Source organism: Opitutaceae bacterium (assembly GCA_041395105.1).
In the GTDB taxonomy this organism is placed as follows: Bacteria; Verrucomicrobiota; Verrucomicrobiia; order Opitutales; family Opitutaceae; genus B12-G4.
Genome location: JAWLBB010000003.1, coordinates 373,603 through 395,524, shown reverse-complemented (window position 1 = coordinate 395,524; position 21,922 = coordinate 373,603). Strand labels below are relative to the sequence as shown.

Genomic DNA, 21,922 nt, shown 5'->3' with positions numbered 1-21,922 from the left:
TGCCTGGTGATCTCCGATGAGGAGATTCCGGGAGCGGACAGGATGTTCAACCGCTGCCGTCCATCTGAAAGACCATCCCGAGAATGGCATCGGGTTCGGTGGTGATCTCTCTGGTTCGTTCCTCAACCGATTCAAATGGAACGCGGTGCGAGGTCAGTCGTTTGACGTCAATCCTGCCCTCGGCCACGAGCCGAAGACAGAGCTCGAGGTTTGTCCGCGTGGTCCAGCGCATGAAAACGGTGGGATAGTCGGGCCCATGCTCCCAATCAGGGTCGTGGTAGCCGGGGCCGGTCCTCGACGATCGTCGGATATCAAGATTGGTCAATGTCCCCTTGTAGGGGAATTTCGCTCCGCCGACCACCACGATGGTGCCTTCCGGATGGGTATCCGGAGAAATCTTCATGCTGGCCTCGAGCGCGTCAAACGGCTTCTCCGCGTCGCCGCCCAGAGCGAGAAATCCCAGGTCGAGGCCGGAACCCCCGGAGAACGCTCGGGTCTTTGCCACGAGGTCGTCGCCTCCGACCTGGAGAGTGGCATCGAAACCAAGGTCCCGGGCTGCTTCGAGTCGTGCCGGCAACATGTCCCAACCGATGACATACGCACCCGCCAGTTGCGCCATTCGGCCGGTCAGCTGGCCGACCAGGCCGAGCCCGGCCACGGCGGCATAGTGTCCCAATTCAATCTTGCCGCGACGGACGGCCTGCAGGGCGGTCGCGAGAAGCATGGCGTAGGCACCCTGTTCGAAGTCGAGGGCGTCGGGCAGTGGAACGACGAGATGATGAGGGACCACCGCGAAATCGGCGTGTTGGGCGAATCCCGCGCCGACGGCGGCCACCCGGTCGCCGGGCGCGAACCTGGAAACGCCGTCACCGACGGCAACCACCACACCGGCATTTGAGTAACCGATCGGTTTGGGCAGAAATTCCGGGTCCGGCTTGTCCTGGCGTGCCCGAAGGGCTCTCCAGCCGCCACCCAGTTCGGTTCCCGGGCTGACGAGGGAAGCACCGACCCGAATCAGAACGCTGCCCGGTTTCAATTCGGGCATCGGCTTCTCAATACGGCGCAGTTGTCCATCACCATGGACGGCGATGACCTTTCGAGTGGTCGGGAAGTTCATGAGAGAGGAAAAAACTTATTGCGATGAAGCAAGGCCGCTGTGTCGGCGTTCGACGGGATACAGAGAACACCGCGAAGTGGCACCAATCTTGAGGCCCGAGGTCATTGGAGGATCTCCTTTTCGGGTTCAAGCCAAAGCGATTTGATGTAGTCGAGATCGGCTCGGATGAGTGGATTGACGTCTTGACCGGTCAGGGGATCGCCGCGTTCGTCCTTGTACTCCGCAGTCAGGCAGATGGGGCCTTCAAAGCGGCGGCGCCGGAGTTCCCGAACCACCGTGGGCCAGGAGGTGTAGCCGGATCGGGCATCAGTCCACTGGACCGCCCAGGTGGAGGCACCGGTCCGGTCGCGTCCCGTTTCACGGCGGACTGCGTTCTTCAGGTTGACCATGGCGAGCCGTGGAGCGGCCAGGTCAAGGGCGATGGGCTCCGGTTCGCCGGCGAGAGCGGTGTGGCCGAGGTCGAGAACCGCCTGGAAACAGGCGGGGTCGAGTGGGGCCATCGCTTCCATCAGGCCGACCGCGCTGCCCACGAAATTGCCGGCATGATTCTGAACGCCGACGACCACGCCGGTTTCCCGGAGCAGGGGGGTCAGGGAATCGGCGGTGCGTTGGAAACGGTCGACCGACGCGCGGTAGCCGAGCGACGGATCTACCGGCAGCATGATCCGAAGAATGGATACGCCGGCCGCGGCACAGGACCGGATCATCGACCCATCGAAATGGGTGGCCACGCTGATGATTCTCAATCCACGTTTCCGAAAAACCGCCCCGGCCTCGGGCAGGCGGTCAAGGGCGTTCCCGGGTTCGACCTGGAAACCCTTGCGGACCGGGAATTCGATGCCCTGAACGCCCCAGGCGGCAATCTGGTCGGCCAGGGACTCGAGGGAGTCTCTCTGCCAGGGCTTCGTGAAGACGGAGAGGGTCGGGGAGAACATGGGGAGATGACAATGAAGCCGGAGGGGAGAAGTCGGGCGGGACCGTTATTTTAACGCGATTCGGCCGGCTTTATGGTGAGTCAGGATCATTGGGGATCGACTTGGCCAGGGCCACACAATAGTCATCCACGTCCCATGAAAATCGCTTCCTGGAAGATTACTCCCATTGCGCTGACCGATCCCCCCCTGCTGGCGGCATCCGGCCTGCATGCGCCATTTGCCCTTCGCCTGATACTCGAATTGATCGATGAATCCGGCCGGGTGGGAATCAGCGAGTCTCCCTGTACGCCGGCCATCGAGTCGGCACTGAACGGGGCCTGCGGACGTCTGGTCGGTGCGGATCCCGTCAGGATGGGTCCTTTGCTCGGCAGGATTGAAGCGGGCCATGATCACACCACGGTCGGGCAGCGAGGTGATGCGCCCTGGGACCAACGGGTCCTGGTTCATGTGCTCAGTGCGATCGAAGTCGCTTGCCTGGATCTGGCCGGAAAACAGTTGGATCGTTCGCTCGGCGATCTTCTTGGCGGAAGGGTTCGCGACCGGGTTCCGTTTGGCGCCTATCTCTTTTATAAACATGTTGGAGCAGGAGGGGAACTTGGTTTTGGGACGGACCCAGCCGCCACGGGCTGGGCGGGGGCTCGCCAGAAAGTCGCGATGACTCCGGATGAAATCGTGGCCCAGGCGAAGGCCATGTGCGGGGTCTTCGGATTCCCCTCGATCAAGCTCAAGGGCGGGGTGGTTCCTCCGGCGGAGGAACGGGATGCGATCCTCGCCCTGCGGGATGCCTTCGGTCCGGACGTGCCCCTGCGAATTGATCCCAATGGCATCTGGAAGGTATCCACAGCCATCGAGATCGGGAAGACCCTGGAGGGTGTGCTTGAATACTTCGAGGACCCGACTCGCGGCCAGGAGGGTATGGCCGAGGTCCGGAAAGCCCTGAAAACACCGCTCGCCACCAATATGTGCACCACCTCATTCGAGGATCTTCCGTCGAGTGTGCGGCTTGGTTCTGAGGATATCATCCTCAGTGATCATCATTTCTGGGGAGGGATCCGGCCATGCATCGAGCTGGCCCGGATCTGCCGGGTCTTTGGCCGCGGGGTTTCCATGCATTCAAATTCGCACGCAGGTATCTCCCTGGCTGCCATGGTTCATCTCGGATCGCTCATCCCGAATCTCGATTTCGCCCTCGATACGCATTATCCCTGGCAGAGCGAAGAGGTCATCATCGGAGGGCGTCTCAAGTTCGACGGCGGATTCGTCAACGTGCCGGAGGGACCCGGGCTTGGGGTGGAACTGGACCGGGAGGCGCTGGAGCGATTGCATCAGCAGTACCGAAAGTGCGGATTGACGGCCCGTGACGACGCCATCGAGATGCAGAAAATCGAACCCGGTTGGACCTTCCAGAAAACACGTTGGTAGTATACCATGACTTATGCGTCCTATCCTGCCGAATATGTAGGAGAGGCTTTATGCCTCGATCCGACGGTCTATCGAGTCGTAAGCCTCTCCTACCCGCAAGTTCCCGGAATTCCCTCCTTTGACCGACCATGAACACGATCAACTTTGATTTTCGACGCGAGATCCTGGAGCGCAAGACCCGGATCGGCACCTTTCTCAACACCGGCTCGCCCATCGCGGTCGAGCTGGCCGCCCAATCCGGTCTCGACTGGATTCTGATTGATCTGGAGCACGGGATGGGCGACTGGGACCGGCTGCCCTCACTCCTGATGGCGGCAACCGGCCGGGGTGCGGTTCCGGTGGTGCGGATCCCCCAGCTTCGGCAGGAGCTGTTCAAGCGAGCCTTCGACATGGGCGCACTCGGAGTCATGGTTCCCTATATCGAGACAGCAGAACAGGCGGCCGATGCGGTTCGTTTTTCCCGCTACCCGCCGCGCGGTGTGCGTGGGGTTGCAAAATTCAACCGGGCGGCGAAGTTCGGGGCCTGCTTTGAGGAATGGCTCGCCCGCAGTCACGAAGCCACTCTGGTCATCGCGCAGATTGAAACGGCCACGGGTCTGAAGAACGTCGATGCGATCGCGGCGGTCGAAGGCATCGATGTCCTTTTCGTCGGTCCACTCGATCTATCCGTCAGTCTCGGGATCCCGCAACAGTACAACCACCCGGATTTCCTTGCGGCGAAAGCGCGCGTGGTCGACGCGGCCACCAAGGCGGGCAAGGCAGCCGGCATCCTCGGACTCGACCCCGAGCAGACTTCGAATCTGGCGGCAGAAGGCTTCAACTTCCTGGCCGTCGGATCCGACGGGGGCTATCTCTCCCAGGCCTTCGCCAAGCTGGTGGAGCGGGGAAGGAAGGTTCGCGGATGAGTCTTCTTGCACGGTTCTTCAATCTGACTTTCCTCGTCGGGTAGCAACCCGCCGCATACCGGACTAAAGATGCCGTCAACGAATCCCATACTCGAGATTTTCGCCGAACATGAGGTCCGCCACTTCTCGGCCGGCGAAGTCATCATGGCTGAGGGGGCCCGATCCGGAAGGATTCTTGTCCTGATAGAAGGTGCAATCGAAGTCGCCAAGGGAGATGTCCGGATTGACTATGTCACCGAGCCCGGAGCGGTTTTCGGTGAAATCGCCGCTCTCCTCTCCATTGGGCATTCAGCGGATGTCCGGGCGGCGGCGGATTCGAGACTCTTCGTGATTGAGGATCCACGCCAGTTCCTGGTGGAACATCCGGAGTTTCACCTTCATGTCTCCGAGCTTCTTGCCCGCCGGGTCAACAATCTTGTCGGCTACCTTGGTGACGTGAAACGGCAGTATGAAGGGCACGACCATCTGGGCATGGTCGACCAGGTCCTCGAATCCCTCATCCTTCGTCAGCCAAGAACACGCAAGGTCAATCCACTGCCGCCAGAGGAGATGTGAGGTCCTGCGCCCCCCGGTCCTGAATGGAAATCCATTCGGCGGTCATCGCGTCAAGATCGAGGGAAATGAAGGCCGGAACCGCCCCAATTTGTCGCCCCGGGTTCATCACCCAGGCCTTGCCGATCCGATCAATCCACGATCCATCCGGGTAGAACGGTGCATTGTGGACATGCCCGGACAGGACAAGATCGGGCTGATATCTGCGGATTGAGTCAACCAGGAAGGCATCACCGACAAAGCGCTTCCCGGTCCAGCTGACGGGAGAGGCATCCGGAGGGGCGTGGTGGATCCAGATCCATTTTTCCCGTGCTTCGCGGGATCCGGCTTCGAGCAGGGCTTCCAACTCGGCTCGACCATGGGGCCCATCCCACCAGGGACAGATGGTGATGAGCGTCCCGTTGATCCGCAGATGGTCGAAGTCGACATGAAGTCCCTCCGCCTTCGCCTGAACCAGCCATTGGGCCACCGATTCATCCGCTGAATTCCGGGCATCGCCGTCGTGATTGCCCGAGCAGACGCAGAGACGCGTCTTTTGCCTCAGCTGGTGGAGGTATTTTTCGACAACGACGATCTGTATGTCGAAGTCGAGGGCCGAACTGAGATCGAGGAGATCGCCACCGATAATGATGGCCTCGTAGCTATCCACCTGGCTGACCAGCCAGTCGAATTGCTTCAGCGCATAGTGGATATCGGCTACGAAAAGGATCGGCATGGAGGGGAGGAGGGTCGGGCCGAAACAGAACGTTCATGAGGTTGCCGAGTCAAGAATGGGGATGATTTCCCTTTCTCTGGCGAGAAGGTCGAATGGATCGGATGTGAAAATGGTGCTTGCCAGGTGGGTTGGTCCCTGAAACGTTCCGCCCTTTCAGGTCTACGGCGGATTTCTGTTTCAGATGTCAATGTCGACGACCTCCTTCGAACGTTTGACAGATGAGTGACCGTTCAGAGGTCTTTCAGCTCATCTAAGAAAAAACAGAAGTTCGCCCGGAGTTCCGGCCGGCAGTTCATGGCTGCGCCGAAACATGACCGGGTATCCATCATGTGCGTTCTCACGGGCCTTTTTGCGCCCGGAAAGACCGCGCTGTCAGTTCGTATGAATACAGATACCAGCATTACCTTTCTCTCACTTGGTTTGAACGAGCCGCTCATGCGTGCTCTCAACCAGAGGGGCTACACGCATCCTTCGCCGATCCAGGCCGGAGCCATTCCGACTCTTCTGAGCGGCCTGGATCTGATCGGGTGCGCCCAGACCGGAACCGGCAAGACTGCCGCGTTCGCTCTTCCCATTCTCCAGCGCCTGGGCGGACGGACCGCCCGACGCACCCGCGGGCTGCCCCGGGCTCTCATCCTTGCCCCGACCCGGGAACTGGCCCTTCAGGTGGAGGAGAATTTCCGTTTCTACGGTCAGTTCACCAATCTGCGCTGTGCCGTCATTTACGGAGGGGTCGGCCAGCAGCCCCAGGTTCGGGCCCTGCGCGAAGGCGTTGACATCGTGGTGGCGACGCCGGGGCGTCTTCTCGATCTCTTCGAACAGGGTCACCTGTCGATGAGTGCGGTCGAGATCTTCGTCCTCGATGAGGCCGACCGCATGCTCGACATGGGTTTTGCCCCGGATGTGAAGCGGGTCCTGAAACAGTTGCCGGGCGGCCAGCAATCGATGCTCTTTTCCGCCACCATGCCCGAGGCAATCCGTCGCCTGGCCGAGTCCTTCATGAAGTCCCCCAAGCGGGTGGATGTGGCTCCGGTCGCGAGCACGGCGGAGAAGGTGACCCAGCGGGTCTATCACGTGGAAAAGGATGACAAACTGCGTCTTCTCGTCCATACGCTGGGCGAGCATGCGTCCCATCAGGTCCTCGTCTTCTCGAGGACCAAGCACGGGGCGGACAAACTGGTCAAGAAGCTGAGCCGGGACGGGATTGAAGCCGCCGCCATTCATGGCGGGAAGTCCCAGGGAGCCCGTCAGAGGGTACTCGAGGATTTCAAGCAGCAGAGGACCCGGGTCCTCATCGCCACGGATATTGCCGCCCGGGGCATTGACGTGCGGGGCATCGACCTGGTCATCAACTTTGAACTTCCCAACGAGCCGGAATCCTATGTCCACCGGATCGGGCGGACCGCCCGGGCGGGAAGCGAAGGCTTGGCCGTCTCTTTTTGCGACGCCACGGAGCGCGATTACCTGCAGAGCATCGAAAAGCTGATTCGTCTGACCATTCCGGTCCACGAAACCCATCCCTTTGCGGTGGTTCCGCCGGTCCGGGGCGAGCTGAGACGCAGCCAGCCGCGGAGCGGCGGCGGTCGAAGCCCGAACCAGGTGTCCGGTGGAAATCGACCGTCGGTTCAGACCGCGTCCCGTCCGGCCAATCGCCGCGGGGGTTCCTTTGGTGGCGGCGGAAGAGGACGACGCCACACCACACGCTCCGGTTGGTAGGACTCCCGGCAGTCGAGGGCGGACCTTCACTGGTCTGTCCCTCTGACGGATCGGGCATCCGCTCCCCCGATCAGCCGCTGCGTCAAAGCGGCGAAGAAGATTCGTAATTCTTAAGGGAAAGTGCCACAGTGAGCGTTGAATCTTCGTCTGTAACTGAATTATGAAAACTCCCACTGTCTCGTTCGCCCTGGCCCTCCTGGCCGGTTCTCTCTTCGCTGTCTCCCAGGTTTCCGCCCACTGCGGGTCCTGCGGGGTTGGCGACACCGCTTCCAATGAAGAGCATGCTGATAAGGAATGCAGCGCGTCCTGCAGGATGGAATGCTGTGCCAAGTCCGAGCATGCCGATAAGGAATGCTCTGCTTCCTGTGAGATGGAGTGCTGCGCCGAGTCCGGGCATGCCCTGGTCGGCGAAGTCACCAATGTCATGCCCGATAAGCGCATGGTGGTGGTCAAGCATGAGGAAATCGAAGGCGTCATGGCTGCCATGACGATGGGCTTTTCCGTGCCGGAATCCTTCGATCTTTCGACGCTGAAGAAGGGAGATCAGATTCATGCCCGCATGGTCAGGGACGAGAACGGATTCCTGATCAAGTTCATCACGGTGGTCCCGCCGAAGGCGTAAACCAGGGGAACCCCTGCGGCCTGACCCTCGACAGCTCGCCACTGTTCAGGTAGCAGCTGCCGCCGACCAGGGCTGTTCCGAGGACCAGTCGCCCCCCAGATGCTTGCGGAAGAAGGCTTCGGATCTGTTGCCGCCCCATCCGTGCTCTCCGGGATGAAGGTCGAGCTCGAGACGATCCCCGGCTCCGGCGGCGCGGTAGATCCTGGTCAACTGCTCCTGGCACTTCAGGGCAGTATCGACCTTGAAGCAGCTGTCCTGGGCCCCGATGTCGATCAGAAGGGGACGTGGAGCGATCAGGCCTTGAAGATCGGGTAGATCGACGAGTTTGTATAGCCCCGGGGCCACCTGCATGCCGCAGTAGTTGATGTCGCGGATTCCGAAAGCAGACCACAAATCGCTGTAGCAAATGATCTCGGTTGCTTTGAACCGTCCATCGCAGAGGGTCATCCATACCGTCATGGTTCCACCGCCGCTCAGGCCCATGACCCCAAGCCGGTCGGGGTCGACGTGCGGCTGAGAGACAACAAAATCGGTGGCTGCCCGTCCGTGGGCCACATTGATGGAAAGCGAAGTCATGCCGAACATGGTGGCGTGCAGGTAATAGATGTTGCACCAGTCGCGTCCGTCGCCGAGGGCCCGGAAGTTGGGTTTGTTGTTGTCGTTTCGTTCACCGAAGCCGATCCAGTCGATCGCATAGGTGATGAATCCCTTCTGCGCCATGACCCGTCCGTAATCGTAGCGGTGCAGGTCGATCGTCTCTCGCAATTCGGGGCTGGAGTCATTGCCCATGACGGGTTCCTTTCCAAAAGCGCCGTGACCATGGCAGCAGAGGATGGCGGGGCGACGTTCCTTGCTGGCCAATCCCAGTGGGATATTGACCAGGACGATCGCCGACAGGTGCTGTTGGACGTCGATGATCCAACGCTGCCTGAGCAGTCCGTTCTCTTCCCATTGAGCCAGCAATTCAGGATCAAGGGGAGCCTTGGGCGGTGCGTCTCCAAGAGTCGCCAGGACTTTCGGCAGAGTCGATTTTTTCCAAGCGCTGAATTGACGCCGGCTCCTTCCGGAAAATCGGCAGAGAGGGGCATGTTCTCCGGCGAGCCGGATGAACATCTGCTGCGGGCTGAGGTTTCGTGTGGTCATGATTGTGTGGTGAATCTGTCCGGTGGGTGACTGTGTTGGAGATTCCTGCCCGTCGACTTCAAAGTCCCGCGCTGGTTCCGGCGATGTGGCCGGTCGTCCAGGCGGCCTGGAAATTGAAACCACCGGTCACTCCGTCGATGTCGAGGACCTCGCCGGCAAAGAACAGGCCGGGAACACGCTTGCTCTCCATCCGCTTGAAGTCGATTTCGGCCAGTTCGACTCCGCCACAGGTGACGAACTCCTCCTTATTCAGGCTCTTTCCCGTGACCTGGAACCGGCCGGAGGCCAGCTCGGTCGCGAGGGTGTGGATCTGGGCCTTGCTCAGGCGAGCCCACTGAAAGTCCGGACCGATTTCGGCGGCATCCAGCAGCCGCTCCCAGAGGCGGCGGGGGAGTTCGAAGGGACAGTGGGCGCTGACCCGGCGTTTTCCCGATCCGGATTTCAACTCGTTCAGTCGTGTGCGTACATCCTCGGCAGAATATGGGCCGGTCCAGTTGATCTCAATTTCGAAGCAATAACCAAGCTGGGCAAAGGCCCGGGCTCCCCAGGCGGAGAGTCTCAGGATGGCGGGTCCACTTAGGCCCCAATGTGTGATGAGGACCGGGCCAGTCTGTTGCAGACCGATCTGCCTGCAGGAAACACGGGTGTTCAGAGCGGCCAGCCCTTGAAGGTCCTTGATCCGGGGATCGTCCACGTGGAAGGTGAAGAGAGAAGGAGCGAGCTCGGTGATGGTATGCCCGAAGTCCCGGGCGATCTTCAATCCGCCGGACTGAACCCCACCACCCGAGGCCACGATGACTGCGTTGCAGTCCAGGGGATTGCCGGAATCTTTCAGGCTGAGACGAAAAGAACCGGATTCCGATCGAACGACGGATTGAACCTCGGCCTGTTCACGTATCTCGATCCCCAGCTCGCGGGTTCGATTGAGCAGGCAATCAATGATGGTGGAGGAGGAATCGGTGATGGGAAACATCCGTCCATCGGACTCGGTCTTGAGGGGCACGCCCCGCTGGGCGAACCAGTCGATCGTGTCACGCGGCTGCCAGAGATGAAAGGGCCCGAGCAATTCCCGTGACCCCCTCGGATAGTGTTGAACCAATTCCTGCGGGTCAAAGCAGGCGTGGGTGACATTGCAGCGGCCTCCACCGGAAATGCGGACCTTGGAAAGAAGGTGTCGGGTCTTTTCCAGGATGAGCACCCGTGCCCGCGGATTGACCTCCGCGCAGGTGATGGCCGCGAAGAAACCGGCAGCTCCGCCACCTATCACGATGACAGTGTATCTCGGACCAGCCGGCGGATGTGTCTTCATGAGTTCATGGTCGACCCGGTCAGCGTCGAGTCGCCAGGACAAGGACCCCAACCGCCACAAGGAGAATACCTGTCCAATCCCTTCCGGTCGGCCGCTCACCCAGGAAGGCGAAGGCAAAGACGGCGACCAGGACGAGGCTGAGCTTGTCGATCGGCGCGACCTTCGAGGCCGGTCCGACCTGAAGGGCCCGGAAGTAGCAGACCCATGACGCTCCGGTGGCGAACGCCGACAGCGCGAGGAAGATCCAGGTTCGCGGCGGCAACCGGAATGGATTGCTCCATTTTCCGGCAAGCCAGACAAACGCCGAAAGCACCACGATGATGATGGCCGTTCGGACGAGGGTCGCGAGGTCGGAGTCGACCCCCTGGATCCCGACTTTGGCGAAAATCGCGGTCAACGCTGCAAAGACCGCGGAGAGAAGGGCCCAGGTGATCCAGGATGAGGAAGCGGCCATTTCGGACAGTCCGGTTCAGGTTGAGGTTTTCAGTCCGGAAGAATCAATCAGCCCGCTGACTTCGAATCCGAATGCTGAACGGCAGCCGGTGATGACGATGACACTCATGATTGAGCATGTTTCTGGAATCAGTCTGATCGATGACTCGCCACCGGAAGTTGGAACCTCTGGAATGAAGGATCATGCCGCGAGCGAGGTTACTCAAGTGCCGGCTCTGAATCTCACGGGAGCGGCGATCCTGAGTCAAGTTCCCGCAAACGGAGCATCGGGATATTGAAGGGGTCATTGCTTGACTCTTGACAAAAGCGCTCCTGCTTTTGTCAAGAGTCAAGCAATGACCCCTTCAGCGGCAACCGGAAAGGCGGGGGAATTCGTTCTTGATCCCGCCTGTCCTTTGCGGCTTAAACGACCCTTTCCCGGACGCCTAGCTCAGTTGGTTAGAGCATCTCGTTTACACCGAGGGGGTCGGGGGTTCGAGTCCCTCGGCGTCCACCATTCCATCCAATCCATCTGCCATGAGGCATACCATATCCGTCCTCGTAGAGAACAAATTCGGTGTTCTGGCCCGCATCGCGGGTCTGTTCAGCGGACGCGGTTTCAATATCGATTCGCTCAACGTCGCGCCCACTCACGAGCCGTCGCTGTCGCGGATCACCGTGGTTCTCCGGGGCGACGATGCGGTGCTCGACCAGATCAACAAGCAGTTGCGCAAGTTGATCAATGTGATCGAGGTTGTCGATTTCCAGCTGGGCCAGGCGGTGGAGCGGGAACTGCTCCTGATCAAGCTGACCGCCGATTCTCAGACCCGTTCGGAGATTCTCCAGATCTGCGACATCTTCAGAGCCAAGATCATCAATGTCTCGCCGGGATCGGTCATCATCGAGTTGACCGGGGACGAGGGAAAGATCACCGCTTTTCTTGGAATGGTCGAAGGATTCAGGATCATCGAGCAGGCGCGAACGGGCAAAGTGGCCATGCGTCGCTGATCCGGCACTTCATTTTGTCCGGGCTCCCCGACATTTTCGGATGCCTGACGAACACCAACCGTTTTCACGAACAATCCATCATACAAACAACCCATCATGCCTGCTAAAGTATACACGGATAAGGACGCCGATCTCGGCGTGTTCAAAGGAAAGACACTCGCCGTCATCGGCTATGGTTCCCAAGGCCATGCCCATGCGCTCAACCTGAAGGAGAGCGGCTGCAAGGTCATCATCGGCCTGTATCCGACAAGCAAGTCGCGGGAAGTCGCCCAAAAGCACGGCCTGAAGGTTTACGATACGGCCGAAGCCGTCAAAAAGGCGGACATCATCATGATCGCCCTGCCGGACATGGTCCAGGCCGCCGTGTACGAAAAGGACATCAAGCCCAACCTGACCAAGGGGAAGACCCTGCTCTTCAGCCATGGCCTGTCCATCCACTACGGGTTGATCACACCTCCGGACGATGTCGATGTCATCATGGTCGCCCCGAAGGGGCCGGGCCATGTTGTCCGCAGCCAATTCAAGGAAGGCAAGGGAGTCCCCGCGCTCATCGCGATCCACCAGAACAAGAGCCGCAAGGCCAAGAAGAACGCCCTGGCCTGGGCCAAGGGCGTGGGCGGAACCCGTGCCGGCGTGATTGAGACCACCTTCAAGGAAGAGACCGAAACCGATCTCTTTGGCGAACAGGCCGTTCTCTGCGGCGGCACTTCCGCCCTGATCAAGGCGGGCTTTGAAGTCCTCGTCGAAGCCGGTTACCAGCCGGAAATGGCCTATTTCGAGTGCCTGCATGAGCTCAAGCTGATCGTCGATCTGATCAACGAGGCGGGCATCGCAGGCATGCGTTTCTCAATCTCCGAGACCGCCAAATACGGTGACGTGGTGTCGGGACCGAAGATCATCACCGCCCAGACCAAGAAGGCGATGAAGAAGCTCCTGAAGGAGATCCAGACCGGCAAGTTCACCAAGGCCTGGGTCGCCGAGCACAAGGGCGGCCTGAAGAACTACAACGCCCTGCTGAAGGCTGATGAGAACCACCTGATCGAAAAGACGGGTCGTCGACTCCGCGGACTCATGCCCTGGGTTTCCAAGCGCAATATCGGCGGCGTCCAGGCGGCCTACAATTGAGCGGGTTCACAGGAATGATGGCACTTCGACACAGCGAAGTGGCTACAATTGGAAAGATGCAGGTCCGGTGTAGCAACGGCGCTGTGTCGCCGTTTCCTCTGTACCCATGACCTCATCCACCGATATGGCACTTCGACACAGCGAAGTGGCTGCAATTGGAAAGATGCAGGTCCGGTGTAGCAACGGCGCTGTGTCGCCGTTTCCTCTGTACCCATGACCTCATCCACCGATCGTCCGATCATCCTGGCCACGCGCCGCAGCCCCCTGGCCCTGGCCCAGACACGGATGGTCATCGAATACCTGGGTCAGCACCTGGCGGATACAGAGTTTGAATTGCTCGAATTGGTCACGACCGGCGATCGTCAGCGCGAATGGTCGCTGGAGAAGCAGGGCGGAAAGGGCCTCTTCACGGGCGAACTTGAGCGGGCTCTGGTGGACGGCGAAGCCGACCTGGCCGTGCACAGCGGCAAGGATCTGCCGACGGATCTGGGCGCGGGCCTCGTTCTGGCCGGGTTCCTCCCTCGCGAGGTGGCCCATGATGTCATTGTTCTCCCGGAAGGCGTGGAGCGCCCGGAGGTCATTGCCACCGGCAGCCCGCGGCGACGTCAGCAATTGGCCCGCCTCTTTCCCGAAGCCTCTTTCACGGAGATTCGCGGGAACGTGGAAACACGCCTCCGCAAAGTGGCCGAGGGCGAAGCCGGGGCAACCGTGTTGGCCGCGGCCGGGTTGAAGCGCCTTGGAATCCATTCCTTTCCTGGCGTCCGCCTGGTGCCCTTGTCGATCGAGAATTGTGTTCCGGCGGCCGGCCAGGCCGCAATTGCGGTGCAGTGTCGGGAAGGGGAGGTGGAGCGGTTCAGTCGATTGCTCCACGGAAGCACCGGCGTGGCGGTCAGCCTGGAGCGCGCCTTCTTGAGGGTCATGGAAGGCGGATGCCAGACGGCATTCGCTGTCCACTACACGGGGGGCAAGGTCCATTTGTTCCATGAGAAATGCGGCCACCGGGTCTATCAGGTTCCCGGCGACGATGCCGGACAGGTTCCCGAGGGAATTGCCCGGATGGCTCTGCAGGAAGCGGGACTGATCTGATGAGCAAGGGCAGAGTCTATCTCGTCGGGGCGGGTCCGGGGGATCCCGGACTGGTCACCCTGCGTGCCCGGGAATTGATTGGGCAGGCGGATGTCCTGGTCTATGATTATCTTGTCCACCCGGGTTTGCTCGAATGGTGTCGGGCCGGTTGCGAACAGGTCTTTGTCGGCAAGAAGTCGGGTTTTCACGCGGTGCCGCAGGACGAAATAGAGGACATACTTGTCCGGCACTGGCGGTCCGGAAAAACCGTTGTCCGCCTGAAAGGGGGAGATCCCCTCGTTTTCGGACGGGGAGGCGAAGAAGCCCGGCGCCTGGCCGCGGACGGGGTTGACTTTGAGATCGTGCCGGGAATCTCGGCTTCCCTGGCGGCGGCGGCCTATGCGGGCATTCCGCTGACCCATCGCGAAGTGGCCTCTTCAGTCGTCTTTGTGACGGGGCATGAGGATCCGTCCAAGGATGCGGTCAGCGTCGACTGGAAGGCTCTGGCTCGAAAGGAGACCACCCTCTGCATTTACATGGGAATGGGCCGTCTGGCGGCGATCTGTGGGGAGTTGATCGGTGGGGGACTCGATCCGGCGACGCCGGCGGCTTGCGTCCAGTGGGCGTCGTTGTCCCGCCAGCGCACCTGCGTGGCTACCGTCGAAACCCTGTCGGAAGTCGTTGTGTCGGAAGGACTGACCTCGCCCGCCATCATCATCATCGGCGATGTGGTCCGATTCCGGGAATCAATTGCCTGGTTTGAGAATCGCCCGCTTCTCGGGAGGCGGATTGCGGTCACCCGGAACCGGGAACGGGTGGGAGAGGTGGCTGGACTCTTGGAAGCCCGCGGGGCGGAAGTGGTCTCGCTGCCATTGATATCCATTGTGCCGGCAGCAGATCCCGAAGTGGAGGAAGAGATATTCGAGGAACTGGGCAGCTATGAATGGATCGTTTTCTCGAGCGTCAATGGGGTTCGGGCCTTTTTCGATCTCTTCTTTAGAAGATTCGAGGATCTGCGCTCGCTCGGACTTCTGCGAATTGCCGCGGTTGGCGAGGCGACCGCAAGAGCGATTCGGGAGTATCACCTGAGGGTGGATCTGGTGCCGACCCGGGCGACGGCCGAGGATCTGGCTGATGCACTGATTGAGCGGGAATCCATGGACAGCGCCAAGGTGCTCCTCATCACTGGAAACCTGAATCGTGATATTCTCTTCGACCGATTGAACGAGGCACGGGCCATTGTGGATCGCTTCCCGGTTTACCGCACGGAAACGGCGGACCTGTCTGACCACTCAGGGGCTGCGGACTTCCGCAAGCACGGTGCCGATGCCATCCTCTTCACGAGTTCCTCAGCTGTGAGGTCCTTTGTGGATCAGGCGGGTTCCCTCGTTCTGGAAAAGGGCGCGTGTCGCCCGATCGCCGGAAGCATCGGGCCGATCACCTCGGCGACGATGAGGGAGATCGGCATGCCGGTTGACTTCGAAGCCGGGGAGTCGAGCCTTGAGGCGCTGGTTGACGCTCTTGTTGCGAAGTTTGCCAAGGGGTGAAGGGCAGTGTCTCTCAAACAATTCAATCCAGCAGCTGTCACATTCGCAGAGCGGCAGAGGCAATGATGTGCAGCAGCGCCGCTGTGTCGGCGTTCCCGCAGGACTCGGATACACTTCGGCACAGCGAAGTGGCTATACCGACTGAAGAAGGACGCTCAGCTCCAGGACTCCAGCGTTCAGCGCCTTCCTGTGGTTCTTCGAAGTTCCCCAAGCATCAAGGGCCGTTTTGCTCACTTGCGGTCGAAGATTCCCTGGCCCATAACCATAGGAACGCATCATGAAGGTTCCTTTTCTCGATCTCTCTCTCCAGCACCAGCCGCTTCGCTCGCAACTCCTCGAGGCCTGGGCACGAACGCTTGATGCCGGGCGCTTCTGCCTTGGTCAGGACGTGGTGGACTTCGAGGCGGGCTTTGCGCGGGCTTGCGGGTCGGACGATGCCGTGGCGGTCGACAATGGAACGAGCGCCCTGCAGTTGGCCGCGCTGGCACTGGACCTGGGTCCGGAAGACGAGATCATCGTCCCGGCCTTCACCTTTATCGCGAGTGCCTGGACGGCCAGCTACCTCGGGGCGAAATTGATTTTTGCCGATGTCGATCCCGACACCTTCTGCCTGGATCCGGCCGCGCTTGAAGCGGCCATCACCCCCCGGACCCGGGCGGTTGTGGTGGTTCACCTCTTTGGACAACCGGCGCAGATGGACGCCCTGATGGATGTGGCCGAGCGGCATGGGCTTGAGGTCATTGAGGATTGCGCCCAGGCTCATCTTGCCCGGTTCCGGGACCATCCGGTCGGCCTGATCGGTGATGCAGGGACCTTCAGTTTCTACCCGACCAAGAACCTCGGTGGCTGCGGCGAGGGTGGCGCGGTCATTTCCCGGAGGAAGGAGGTTCTGGATACGGTTCGAATCCTCCGGGTCCACGGCTCGGCCACCCGCTATCTGCATGAGCGCGTCGGATTCAACATGCGGATGGAAGGACTCCAGGCGGCCGCGCTCAACGTGAAACTCCCGTACCTGGAGGGATGGACCGAACGACGCCGGTCCGTCGCCCGCCGCTACCTGGAAGGGATCCGGCATCCGGGCATCACCCTGCCCGTTGTCCCGGAGTGGGGCGAATCGGTCTACCACCAATTCACTATCCGGCATCCGGATCGGGAAGCCCTGCGCGCCCACTTGACCCGGCATGAAATCGGCACGGATATCATCTACCCGATCCCGCTCCACCGGCAGCCCTGCTTTGCGGGACTGGGTTACGGCGTCGGCGCCTTCCCCGTGGCCGAAGCCATCGCGAGCACCTGCCTCAGCCTGCCCGTCTTCCCGGAACTGACCGACCCGCAGGTCGACCACGTCATCGAAACCCTCAACCGCTTCTGATGCCACAGACTGCACCGGCTGGAGGATTCTGTAGGAGAGGCTTTACGCCTCGATCCATTCGTCGGACATCCCTGGAGAATCGAGGCGTAAAGCCTCTCCTACAGGCGAAGGTTACGCTCAGTCCCGTTGTAGCCGCTCCGCCCCGGCCTGAGCTGGTCGAATGGCTCTGCCGCCGCTCTGCCGTTCGGGAACGCGCCGACAGAGCGGCGCGGCTAAATTGGATCCGGTCCATCGCCAGTCTGACCCTGTTCTGTCACCTGTCATGATCAACGGCATCCAACTCAAGATCTGCGGACTCACTTCCGCGGCGGACGCCGGTGCCGCGGCTGGAATTGGTGCTGATTTTCTCGGATTCATTCTGTATCCAAAGTCGTCCCGCTTCCTGTCACTGGATGCGTATTCCCGGCTTCGGGCCGATCTGCCTGACCTCCGGCGGGTGGCGGTCATGGTGAGACCAACCCCCGGGGAACTGCGAGTGGTGTCGGATTCCGGCTTTGATTTCTTTCAGCTGCACGTTGATCCGGAAACGGATCAGGCACTTGCCGAGTCTTGGGGTGAGGTGGCCGGCGTCGACCGTCTGTGGTTGGTCCCGCACCTTCCACCCGATCACCCCTTTCCCGACTGGCTGCTGTCCCTGGCCGATACCTTCCTCATCGACACCTTCCGCCAGGACGCTTTTGGCGGGACCGGTGCAACCGGTGACTGGGGACGGTTCCACGATCTCTCGACGGAGCATCCCGGCAAGCAGTGGATTCTGGCCGGCGGCCTCAATCCGGAAAATATCGCCGCGGCCATCAGACAATCCGGTGCCCGATTTGTCGACTTGAGCAGCGGCGTCGAACTGTCCCCTGGCATCAAAGACCCGGCGAAACTCAAATCCCTGGCCACAGCGATGGGTGGAAGTGGGTAGGGGCACCGACTTTCAGAATCTGTTGAGCCTCGATGGCGCGAAAAGGGAAACCAAGGATGAAACGATGAGCAGGAATCTGAGAATCTGGCATGTGGGCAACTGGTGTATTCACACCGGGAATGAATATATCGAGTCACCCTTTCTCTCGGCCAAGAAGAATGTCGAGGTCCTCAACTATGCGCAGCCCGTCGTGAATGCGATGAAGGCGATTGAGGGGGCCGAAGTCATTTCCCAGCCCTCGTGGGAGCTCTACAATATGTCGCCGGATGACTTCGAGCGGCGCCTGGATTGGGCCAGCACCATCGTATTCGGCGATGTCGAGACGAAGTGCCTGATGCTTCATCCGGATTTCTTCAATCGGATGAAGTGGGAGAGTGACTACGTTACCTTTCCCGATCGCTTCAATACCCTGAAGAAGTGGATCAGTGAGGGCGGGCATTTCCACATGAACGGAGGCTGGTACAGCTTCAGCGGCCAGATGGGCAAGGGCGGCTGGGGACGCAGTCTCTTCCGCGACGTCCTTCCCGTCGCGTGCATTGAAGGGGATGACCTGATCGAATCGACCGAGAGCTTTTCCGTGCGAAGCCCGGTCGGCGATCATCCCATCCTCAAGGGCATCAATCTGGACGCATTACCGCCGCTCCTCGGCTTCAACGAAACCCGGCGTCGGAGCGACGCGGAGACCATCCTGGAGATCCAGTACTGGGACCAGTGGTTTCCTCTGCTGGCCCAGCGGACCTTGGGGAGCGGCCGCGTATCCGCCTGGACCACGGGCGCCAGCCCCCACTGGGGCATCAACCTGGTCAAGTGGACGCAGTACGGCCAGTTCTGGCGCCAGCTCTTCACCGCCTGAACTCCACTTGAGACCCGCGTGTGGTCCGAGTGAGGTCTGAGGCCCGCGAGAGTCCATCCGACGGAGACATCCCTCCGAACCGGTTCCGCCCGTTTGTAACATAATACGTTACAAATTCGAGAGCCCTGAAGGCTCTTGGCAGTGGTGGGTTGCGGGTTCGATCGGGTGGGGGATGGAGTTGCCCGGGGCGGCGGGGGAGCGGTCACGGGGCGGTGGGAATTTTCCGAAGCGAGAGGGTGTCCGGGGAATTCACCTGGAGATCGAATTGATGACCTGACAGGGGCATTGATTGTGCTATAGGGAGGTTGTGAGTGGTTTCCGGATGGGCGATCGGATGGATGCAGCGGTGCTGGTTCCCGTTTTCAGGGATCAGGCCGGGCAACTGCGCCTGGTCCTTATTCGCCGGACGGCGGTGGGTCTGCATGGTGGTCAGTTGGCATTCCCCGGCGGTCGGCCCGAGGCGGTCGACGGATCCATGCTGGAGACGGCGTTACGGGAGTCGGAGGAGGAAATCGGCCTGTCCCGCGATCGGGTCGAGGTTTTGGCTCCCCTGCCGCCGGTTGAGACCATCGTGACCCGCTACCGGATTCATCCTTTTCTTGCGCGGATCGAGCATCCGGGGACCTGGCGCCTCCAGCCGACCGAGGTCGATGAAGTGCTGGAAGTCCCGTTGACCGAATTGCTGCGCCCGGAGGCTCTCAGGATCGGACTTGAGCAGGCGCCCAACTGGGATGCGCCCAAGCAGATTGCTTTTTACCGTGTTGGTGGGGACAAGCTCTGGGGGGCGAGTTTCCGGATCACCCGTCCTTTGCTCAAGCGCTTCTTGGCCGGAGAGTGGTCCATCGCGTGACGATCGATCGCGTTGGCTTGACCGATACAAGGAACGATTGCCATCGGGCGCCCAGGCCTTCAGTTATTCTGGCCATGAGCCGTTTACGTTTCCCTCTTTCCCGTGAATTGATGATCGTTGCATTGGGTCTTCTGGCAGTCTTCCTGGTCGGGGGCTGTGGAACCGGCAAGGTGGATGACAAGCTGGTCGAGCTCGAAGGATTTGTCACCTACCGGGAGAAGATGTCGCTTCCGCCGTCGGCACGGATTGAGGTCGAGCTGCTGGACAGGACGAACGCGGGTTCTGCGCCGGAGATACTTGGCCGCACGGTGGTCGAAAACGCGGGCCAGGTGCCGATCGGTTTCGTCATTACCTACAATGCCGCAAAGTTCGGAGATGGGCACATCTATTCAGTAAATGCGGCCATTTACGATGGCGACCGAGCGCTCTTCAGAACGGCCGCCCCCCAGGGGATCGATCTTGAGAATCTCGAAGGGTTGCTCGAGGTCGTTCTGCAGAGAGCAGAATAGAGGCCTTCTAGCGGCTCCTAATGCAGGAGGTGAAAGAGGAGGTTGAATGGGAGCAGGTGGAGTCGGGCGAGCGTCGAGGTGAGTGACTGACGCCGTGGTTCAAGAAGAAAGGGATGAATCCAGCGGGATGCCCGGAGGCGGCGATTCAGCCGCAGACGCAATCGGGTTCGAATCTGCCGATCGACACGGGGCCAGTCGATTTCATCCCGGGACCAGGCAACGAGTGAGGGTAGGGCTTCCGAGGCTGCGGCAAAGGCGGTCGCCATACCCGCGCCGGTGAACGGGGGGATGAGCTGACGGGCGTCGCCAAGGGATAGGCCCGGACCGTTATCGGGAGACGAGTCGTAATCGAGTCCGGCCACCGCACAGGGAGAACCGGCCACAACCGAGGCTCGTGCGACAAGGGACTTCAGACCCCGGAGACCGCACGCCTCCAGGTATTGGTTGATCATTTCGGGTATTTCTCCCCGGATTGACCTTCGGCGGAAGAGACCGCAGAGATTGGCGGCGCCATTTTCGACCGGTGAAAGCCCGACATAGGCTTGGTCGCCCAGATACATCTCGAGGTCGGTGGCCAGTGACAAGCCCTTGAAATGGGCTTTCAGGCCGATGAACGGTGAGGGGGAGGTTCGATGACCGGCAGTCCAGACCGATCCGGGTTTGCCCGGGGTGGTGCGGGCACGGGTGCGCGTCCGCAGTCTGCCTCCGGCAGCGGTAAACCGCTCGACCAGCCGGGCGTCCAGGGTGAATCGGGAGATGCCGAGAGCGGGAGAAGGCAATTGGTGCCGACAGACCTCGCGTTCCTTTCGATGCCAGCTGACCGAGGAGAGCTTGCGGGCATCGGCGAGAGCGGGACCGAGGGTCAATCGTTCACGATCGATGGGGGACAGACCGGAAATGAACTCGCCGCAGACCCGGTGTCGCGGGTAGGTCCCCGCTTCAATGATGGTGGTCTCGACCCCGGATTCCTGTAAGGCGCATCCGAGGGAAAGACCGGCGAGTCCGCCACCGACGATTTCGATTGGTCTCATTTCCGGATGGCCAGAAGCCGATGGGCGCCGAGTGCGGTTTCCCGGATCCTGACCGTCCAATCCGATGGGTGCAGCCCGAGACCTTCCGCCAGTTCGTTCCCTCGAAATCCAGCGCCGACGCTGACGTGGGCGTCATGCCGGGTGATCGGGTGGATGCCGAGAAGGCGAAGTAACCGCAATTGCCATTGATGGCAGCGGCGGCGGACGGGTTCGCAGGCAATGATTGTCCGACACTCGGGATGAAGCATCGCTCCCAGTTGCCGGAGGGAGTCCGGCTCAAAGTGGTGGAGGATCAGGTTGGCTATCACGATCGCCGCCCGGAGTGTGGGGGAACGACGGTCGAGAAGGTTGCGGGATGACCAGGAAATCGTCTCCGGCAGGTCCGGAGGCGGTGGTGCCTGGTCGATTACTGTCAATGAAAACGCGGGAAGAGAAGTCCTTCGGGCATCGATCATCCGGGCGAGGGAGCCGTCCCCACCGCCCCATTCGACGAGACGGTCCCCGGATCGGACAAGGGGTTGGAGCTGACGCAGAATCCAGCGGTGATTGCCCATTAAACCATTGATCATCTGCAGGTCACGGCGGGCACGGGACACGGCGGGATCGTCGGCAGAAAGGCGGTCAAGGATCTCGGGTTTTACAATTCGGAGCACGGTCCAAAGGGTATGTCGGGATGGGTGAACTGGCAAATGCGGAAAGCCCCTAGGGAAAAACCCGACCCTCGCGTAAAAACCCCTCAAACTTGACAAACGGGGGGATCTCGGCGATCACGGACCCCACGCAT

The 21,922-nt window shown here is 60.7% G+C and carries 22 protein-coding genes and 1 tRNA gene; 15 read left to right on the top strand and 8 right to left on the bottom strand.

Annotation, left to right across the window (positions count from 1 at the left end):
- Nucleotides 1-46: 46 nt before the first annotated feature.
- Both R3F07_13245 and R3F07_13240 read right to left on the bottom strand, forming a co-directional pair.
- Nucleotides 47-1,117: a zinc-binding alcohol dehydrogenase gene (locus R3F07_13245; GenBank protein ID MEZ5277341.1), complete on the bottom strand. Its 1,071-nt coding sequence runs from the start codon at nt 1,115-1,117 to the stop codon at nt 47-49.
- A gap of 101 nt (nt 1,118-1,218) precedes the next feature.
- Complete coding sequence (locus R3F07_13240) at nt 1,219-2,052, bottom strand: sugar phosphate isomerase/epimerase (protein MEZ5277340.1); 834 nt, start codon at nt 2,050-2,052, stop codon at nt 1,219-1,221.
- 135 nt (nt 2,053-2,187) lie between these two features.
- Here R3F07_13240 and R3F07_13235 point away from each other — a divergent pair, with 135 nt between their 5' ends.
- The 3 genes from R3F07_13235 to R3F07_13225 all read left to right on the top strand — a co-directional run bounded on the left by R3F07_13235 (nt 2,188) and on the right by R3F07_13225 (nt 4,934).
- A complete protein-coding gene (locus R3F07_13235; GenBank protein ID MEZ5277339.1) occupies nt 2,188-3,474 on the top strand; it encodes an enolase C-terminal domain-like protein in 1,287 nt (428 codons plus the stop codon).
- Between the two features lie 128 nt (nt 3,475-3,602).
- Entirely contained in the window at nt 3,603-4,379 is a 777-nt protein-coding gene (locus R3F07_13230; protein ID MEZ5277338.1) for an aldolase/citrate lyase family protein, read from the top strand.
- Between the two features lie 69 nt (nt 4,380-4,448).
- Nucleotides 4,449-4,934, top strand: coding sequence for a cyclic nucleotide-binding domain-containing protein (locus R3F07_13225; GenBank protein MEZ5277337.1), 486 nt, complete (start codon nt 4,449-4,451; stop codon nt 4,932-4,934).
- Here R3F07_13225 and R3F07_13220 read toward each other — a convergent pair.
- Nucleotides 4,906-5,646, bottom strand: coding sequence for a metallophosphoesterase (locus R3F07_13220; protein ID MEZ5277336.1), 741 nt, complete (start codon nt 5,644-5,646; stop codon nt 4,906-4,908). The genes R3F07_13225 and R3F07_13220 overlap by 29 nt on opposite strands.
- 381 nt (nt 5,647-6,027) lie before the next feature.
- On the opposite strand from R3F07_13220, the gene R3F07_13215 reads away from it, so the two are divergent.
- Together R3F07_13215 and R3F07_13210 are read left to right on the top strand one after the other, a co-directional pair.
- The gene (locus R3F07_13215; protein MEZ5277335.1) at nt 6,028-7,362 is read left to right on the top strand and encodes a DEAD/DEAH box helicase; all 1,335 of its coding nucleotides are present in this window, start codon (nt 6,028-6,030) and stop codon (nt 7,360-7,362) included.
- Nucleotides 7,363-7,522: 160 nt separating this feature from the next.
- Nucleotides 7,523-7,984, top strand: coding sequence for a copper-binding protein (locus R3F07_13210; protein ID MEZ5277334.1), 462 nt, complete (start codon nt 7,523-7,525; stop codon nt 7,982-7,984).
- 45 nt (nt 7,985-8,029) lie between these two features.
- On the opposite strand, the gene R3F07_13205 is transcribed toward R3F07_13210, so the two are convergent.
- From R3F07_13205 to R3F07_13195, 3 genes are read right to left on the bottom strand one after another with little or no spacing between them, the layout of a single operon-like run.
- Nucleotides 8,030-9,127: an alpha/beta hydrolase family protein gene (locus R3F07_13205; protein ID MEZ5277333.1), complete on the bottom strand. Its 1,098-nt coding sequence runs from the start codon at nt 9,125-9,127 to the stop codon at nt 8,030-8,032.
- A gap of 58 nt (nt 9,128-9,185) precedes the next feature.
- On the bottom strand, nt 9,186-10,436 hold the full coding sequence (locus R3F07_13200) for an NAD(P)/FAD-dependent oxidoreductase (protein MEZ5277332.1): 1,251 nt from the start codon (nt 10,434-10,436) through the stop codon (nt 9,186-9,188).
- A 19-nt stretch (nt 10,437-10,455) separates the two neighbouring features.
- Nucleotides 10,456-10,890, bottom strand: coding sequence for an EamA family transporter (locus R3F07_13195; protein MEZ5277331.1), 435 nt, complete (start codon nt 10,888-10,890; stop codon nt 10,456-10,458).
- Nucleotides 10,891-11,308: 418 nt separating this feature from the next.
- Between R3F07_13195 and R3F07_13190 the strand changes: the two genes are divergently transcribed.
- The 10 genes from R3F07_13190 (at nt 11,309) to R3F07_13145 (ending at nt 20,107) form a co-directional block, all read left to right on the top strand.
- Nucleotides 11,309-11,385 (top strand) — tRNA-Val (locus R3F07_13190).
- Between the two features lie 20 nt (nt 11,386-11,405).
- On the top strand, nt 11,406-11,876 hold the full coding sequence (gene ilvN, locus R3F07_13185) for an acetolactate synthase small subunit (protein MEZ5277330.1): 471 nt from the start codon (nt 11,406-11,408) through the stop codon (nt 11,874-11,876).
- Nucleotides 11,877-11,972: 96 nt separating this feature from the next.
- Nucleotides 11,973-13,001: a ketol-acid reductoisomerase gene (gene ilvC / locus R3F07_13180; protein MEZ5277329.1), complete on the top strand. Its 1,029-nt coding sequence runs from the start codon at nt 11,973-11,975 to the stop codon at nt 12,999-13,001.
- Nucleotides 13,002-13,214: 213 nt separating this feature from the next.
- Complete coding sequence (gene hemC / locus R3F07_13175) at nt 13,215-14,087, top strand: hydroxymethylbilane synthase (GenBank protein MEZ5277328.1); 873 nt, start codon at nt 13,215-13,217, stop codon at nt 14,085-14,087.
- A complete protein-coding gene (gene cobA / locus R3F07_13170; GenBank protein MEZ5277327.1) occupies nt 14,087-15,613 on the top strand; it encodes a uroporphyrinogen-III C-methyltransferase in 1,527 nt (508 codons plus the stop codon). The genes hemC and cobA overlap by 1 nt, the downstream gene beginning before the upstream one ends.
- A 277-nt stretch (nt 15,614-15,890) precedes the next feature.
- Nucleotides 15,891-16,985: a DegT/DnrJ/EryC1/StrS family aminotransferase gene (locus R3F07_13165; GenBank protein MEZ5277326.1), complete on the top strand. Its 1,095-nt coding sequence runs from the start codon at nt 15,891-15,893 to the stop codon at nt 16,983-16,985.
- A 262-nt stretch (nt 16,986-17,247) separates the two neighbouring features.
- Complete coding sequence (locus R3F07_13160) at nt 17,248-17,895, top strand: phosphoribosylanthranilate isomerase (GenBank protein ID MEZ5277325.1); 648 nt, start codon at nt 17,248-17,250, stop codon at nt 17,893-17,895.
- Nucleotides 17,896-17,959: 64 nt separating this feature from the next.
- Nucleotides 17,960-18,748 carry a glutamine amidotransferase gene (locus tag R3F07_13155; protein ID MEZ5277324.1) on the top strand — a complete coding sequence of 263 codons (789 nt, stop codon included), beginning with the start codon at nt 17,960-17,962 and terminating at the stop codon, nt 18,746-18,748.
- 307 nt (nt 18,749-19,055) lie between these two features.
- Nucleotides 19,056-19,598: a CoA pyrophosphatase gene (locus tag R3F07_13150; GenBank protein ID MEZ5277323.1), complete on the top strand. Its 543-nt coding sequence runs from the start codon at nt 19,056-19,058 to the stop codon at nt 19,596-19,598.
- A 74-nt stretch (nt 19,599-19,672) separates the two neighbouring features.
- On the top strand, nt 19,673-20,107 hold the full coding sequence (locus R3F07_13145) for a YbaY family lipoprotein (GenBank protein ID MEZ5277322.1): 435 nt from the start codon (nt 19,673-19,675) through the stop codon (nt 20,105-20,107).
- Between the two features lie 17 nt (nt 20,108-20,124).
- On the opposite strand, the gene R3F07_13140 is transcribed toward R3F07_13145, so the two are convergent.
- Both R3F07_13140 and R3F07_13135 read right to left on the bottom strand, forming a co-directional pair.
- Nucleotides 20,125-21,138: an NAD(P)-binding protein gene (locus R3F07_13140; protein ID MEZ5277321.1), complete on the bottom strand. Its 1,014-nt coding sequence runs from the start codon at nt 21,136-21,138 to the stop codon at nt 20,125-20,127.
- The gene (locus R3F07_13135; GenBank protein ID MEZ5277320.1) at nt 21,135-21,791 is read right to left on the bottom strand and encodes a hypothetical protein; all 657 of its coding nucleotides are present in this window, start codon (nt 21,789-21,791) and stop codon (nt 21,135-21,137) included. The genes R3F07_13140 and R3F07_13135 overlap by 4 nt, the downstream gene beginning before the upstream one ends.
- Between the last annotated feature and the right edge of the window lie 131 nt (nt 21,792-21,922).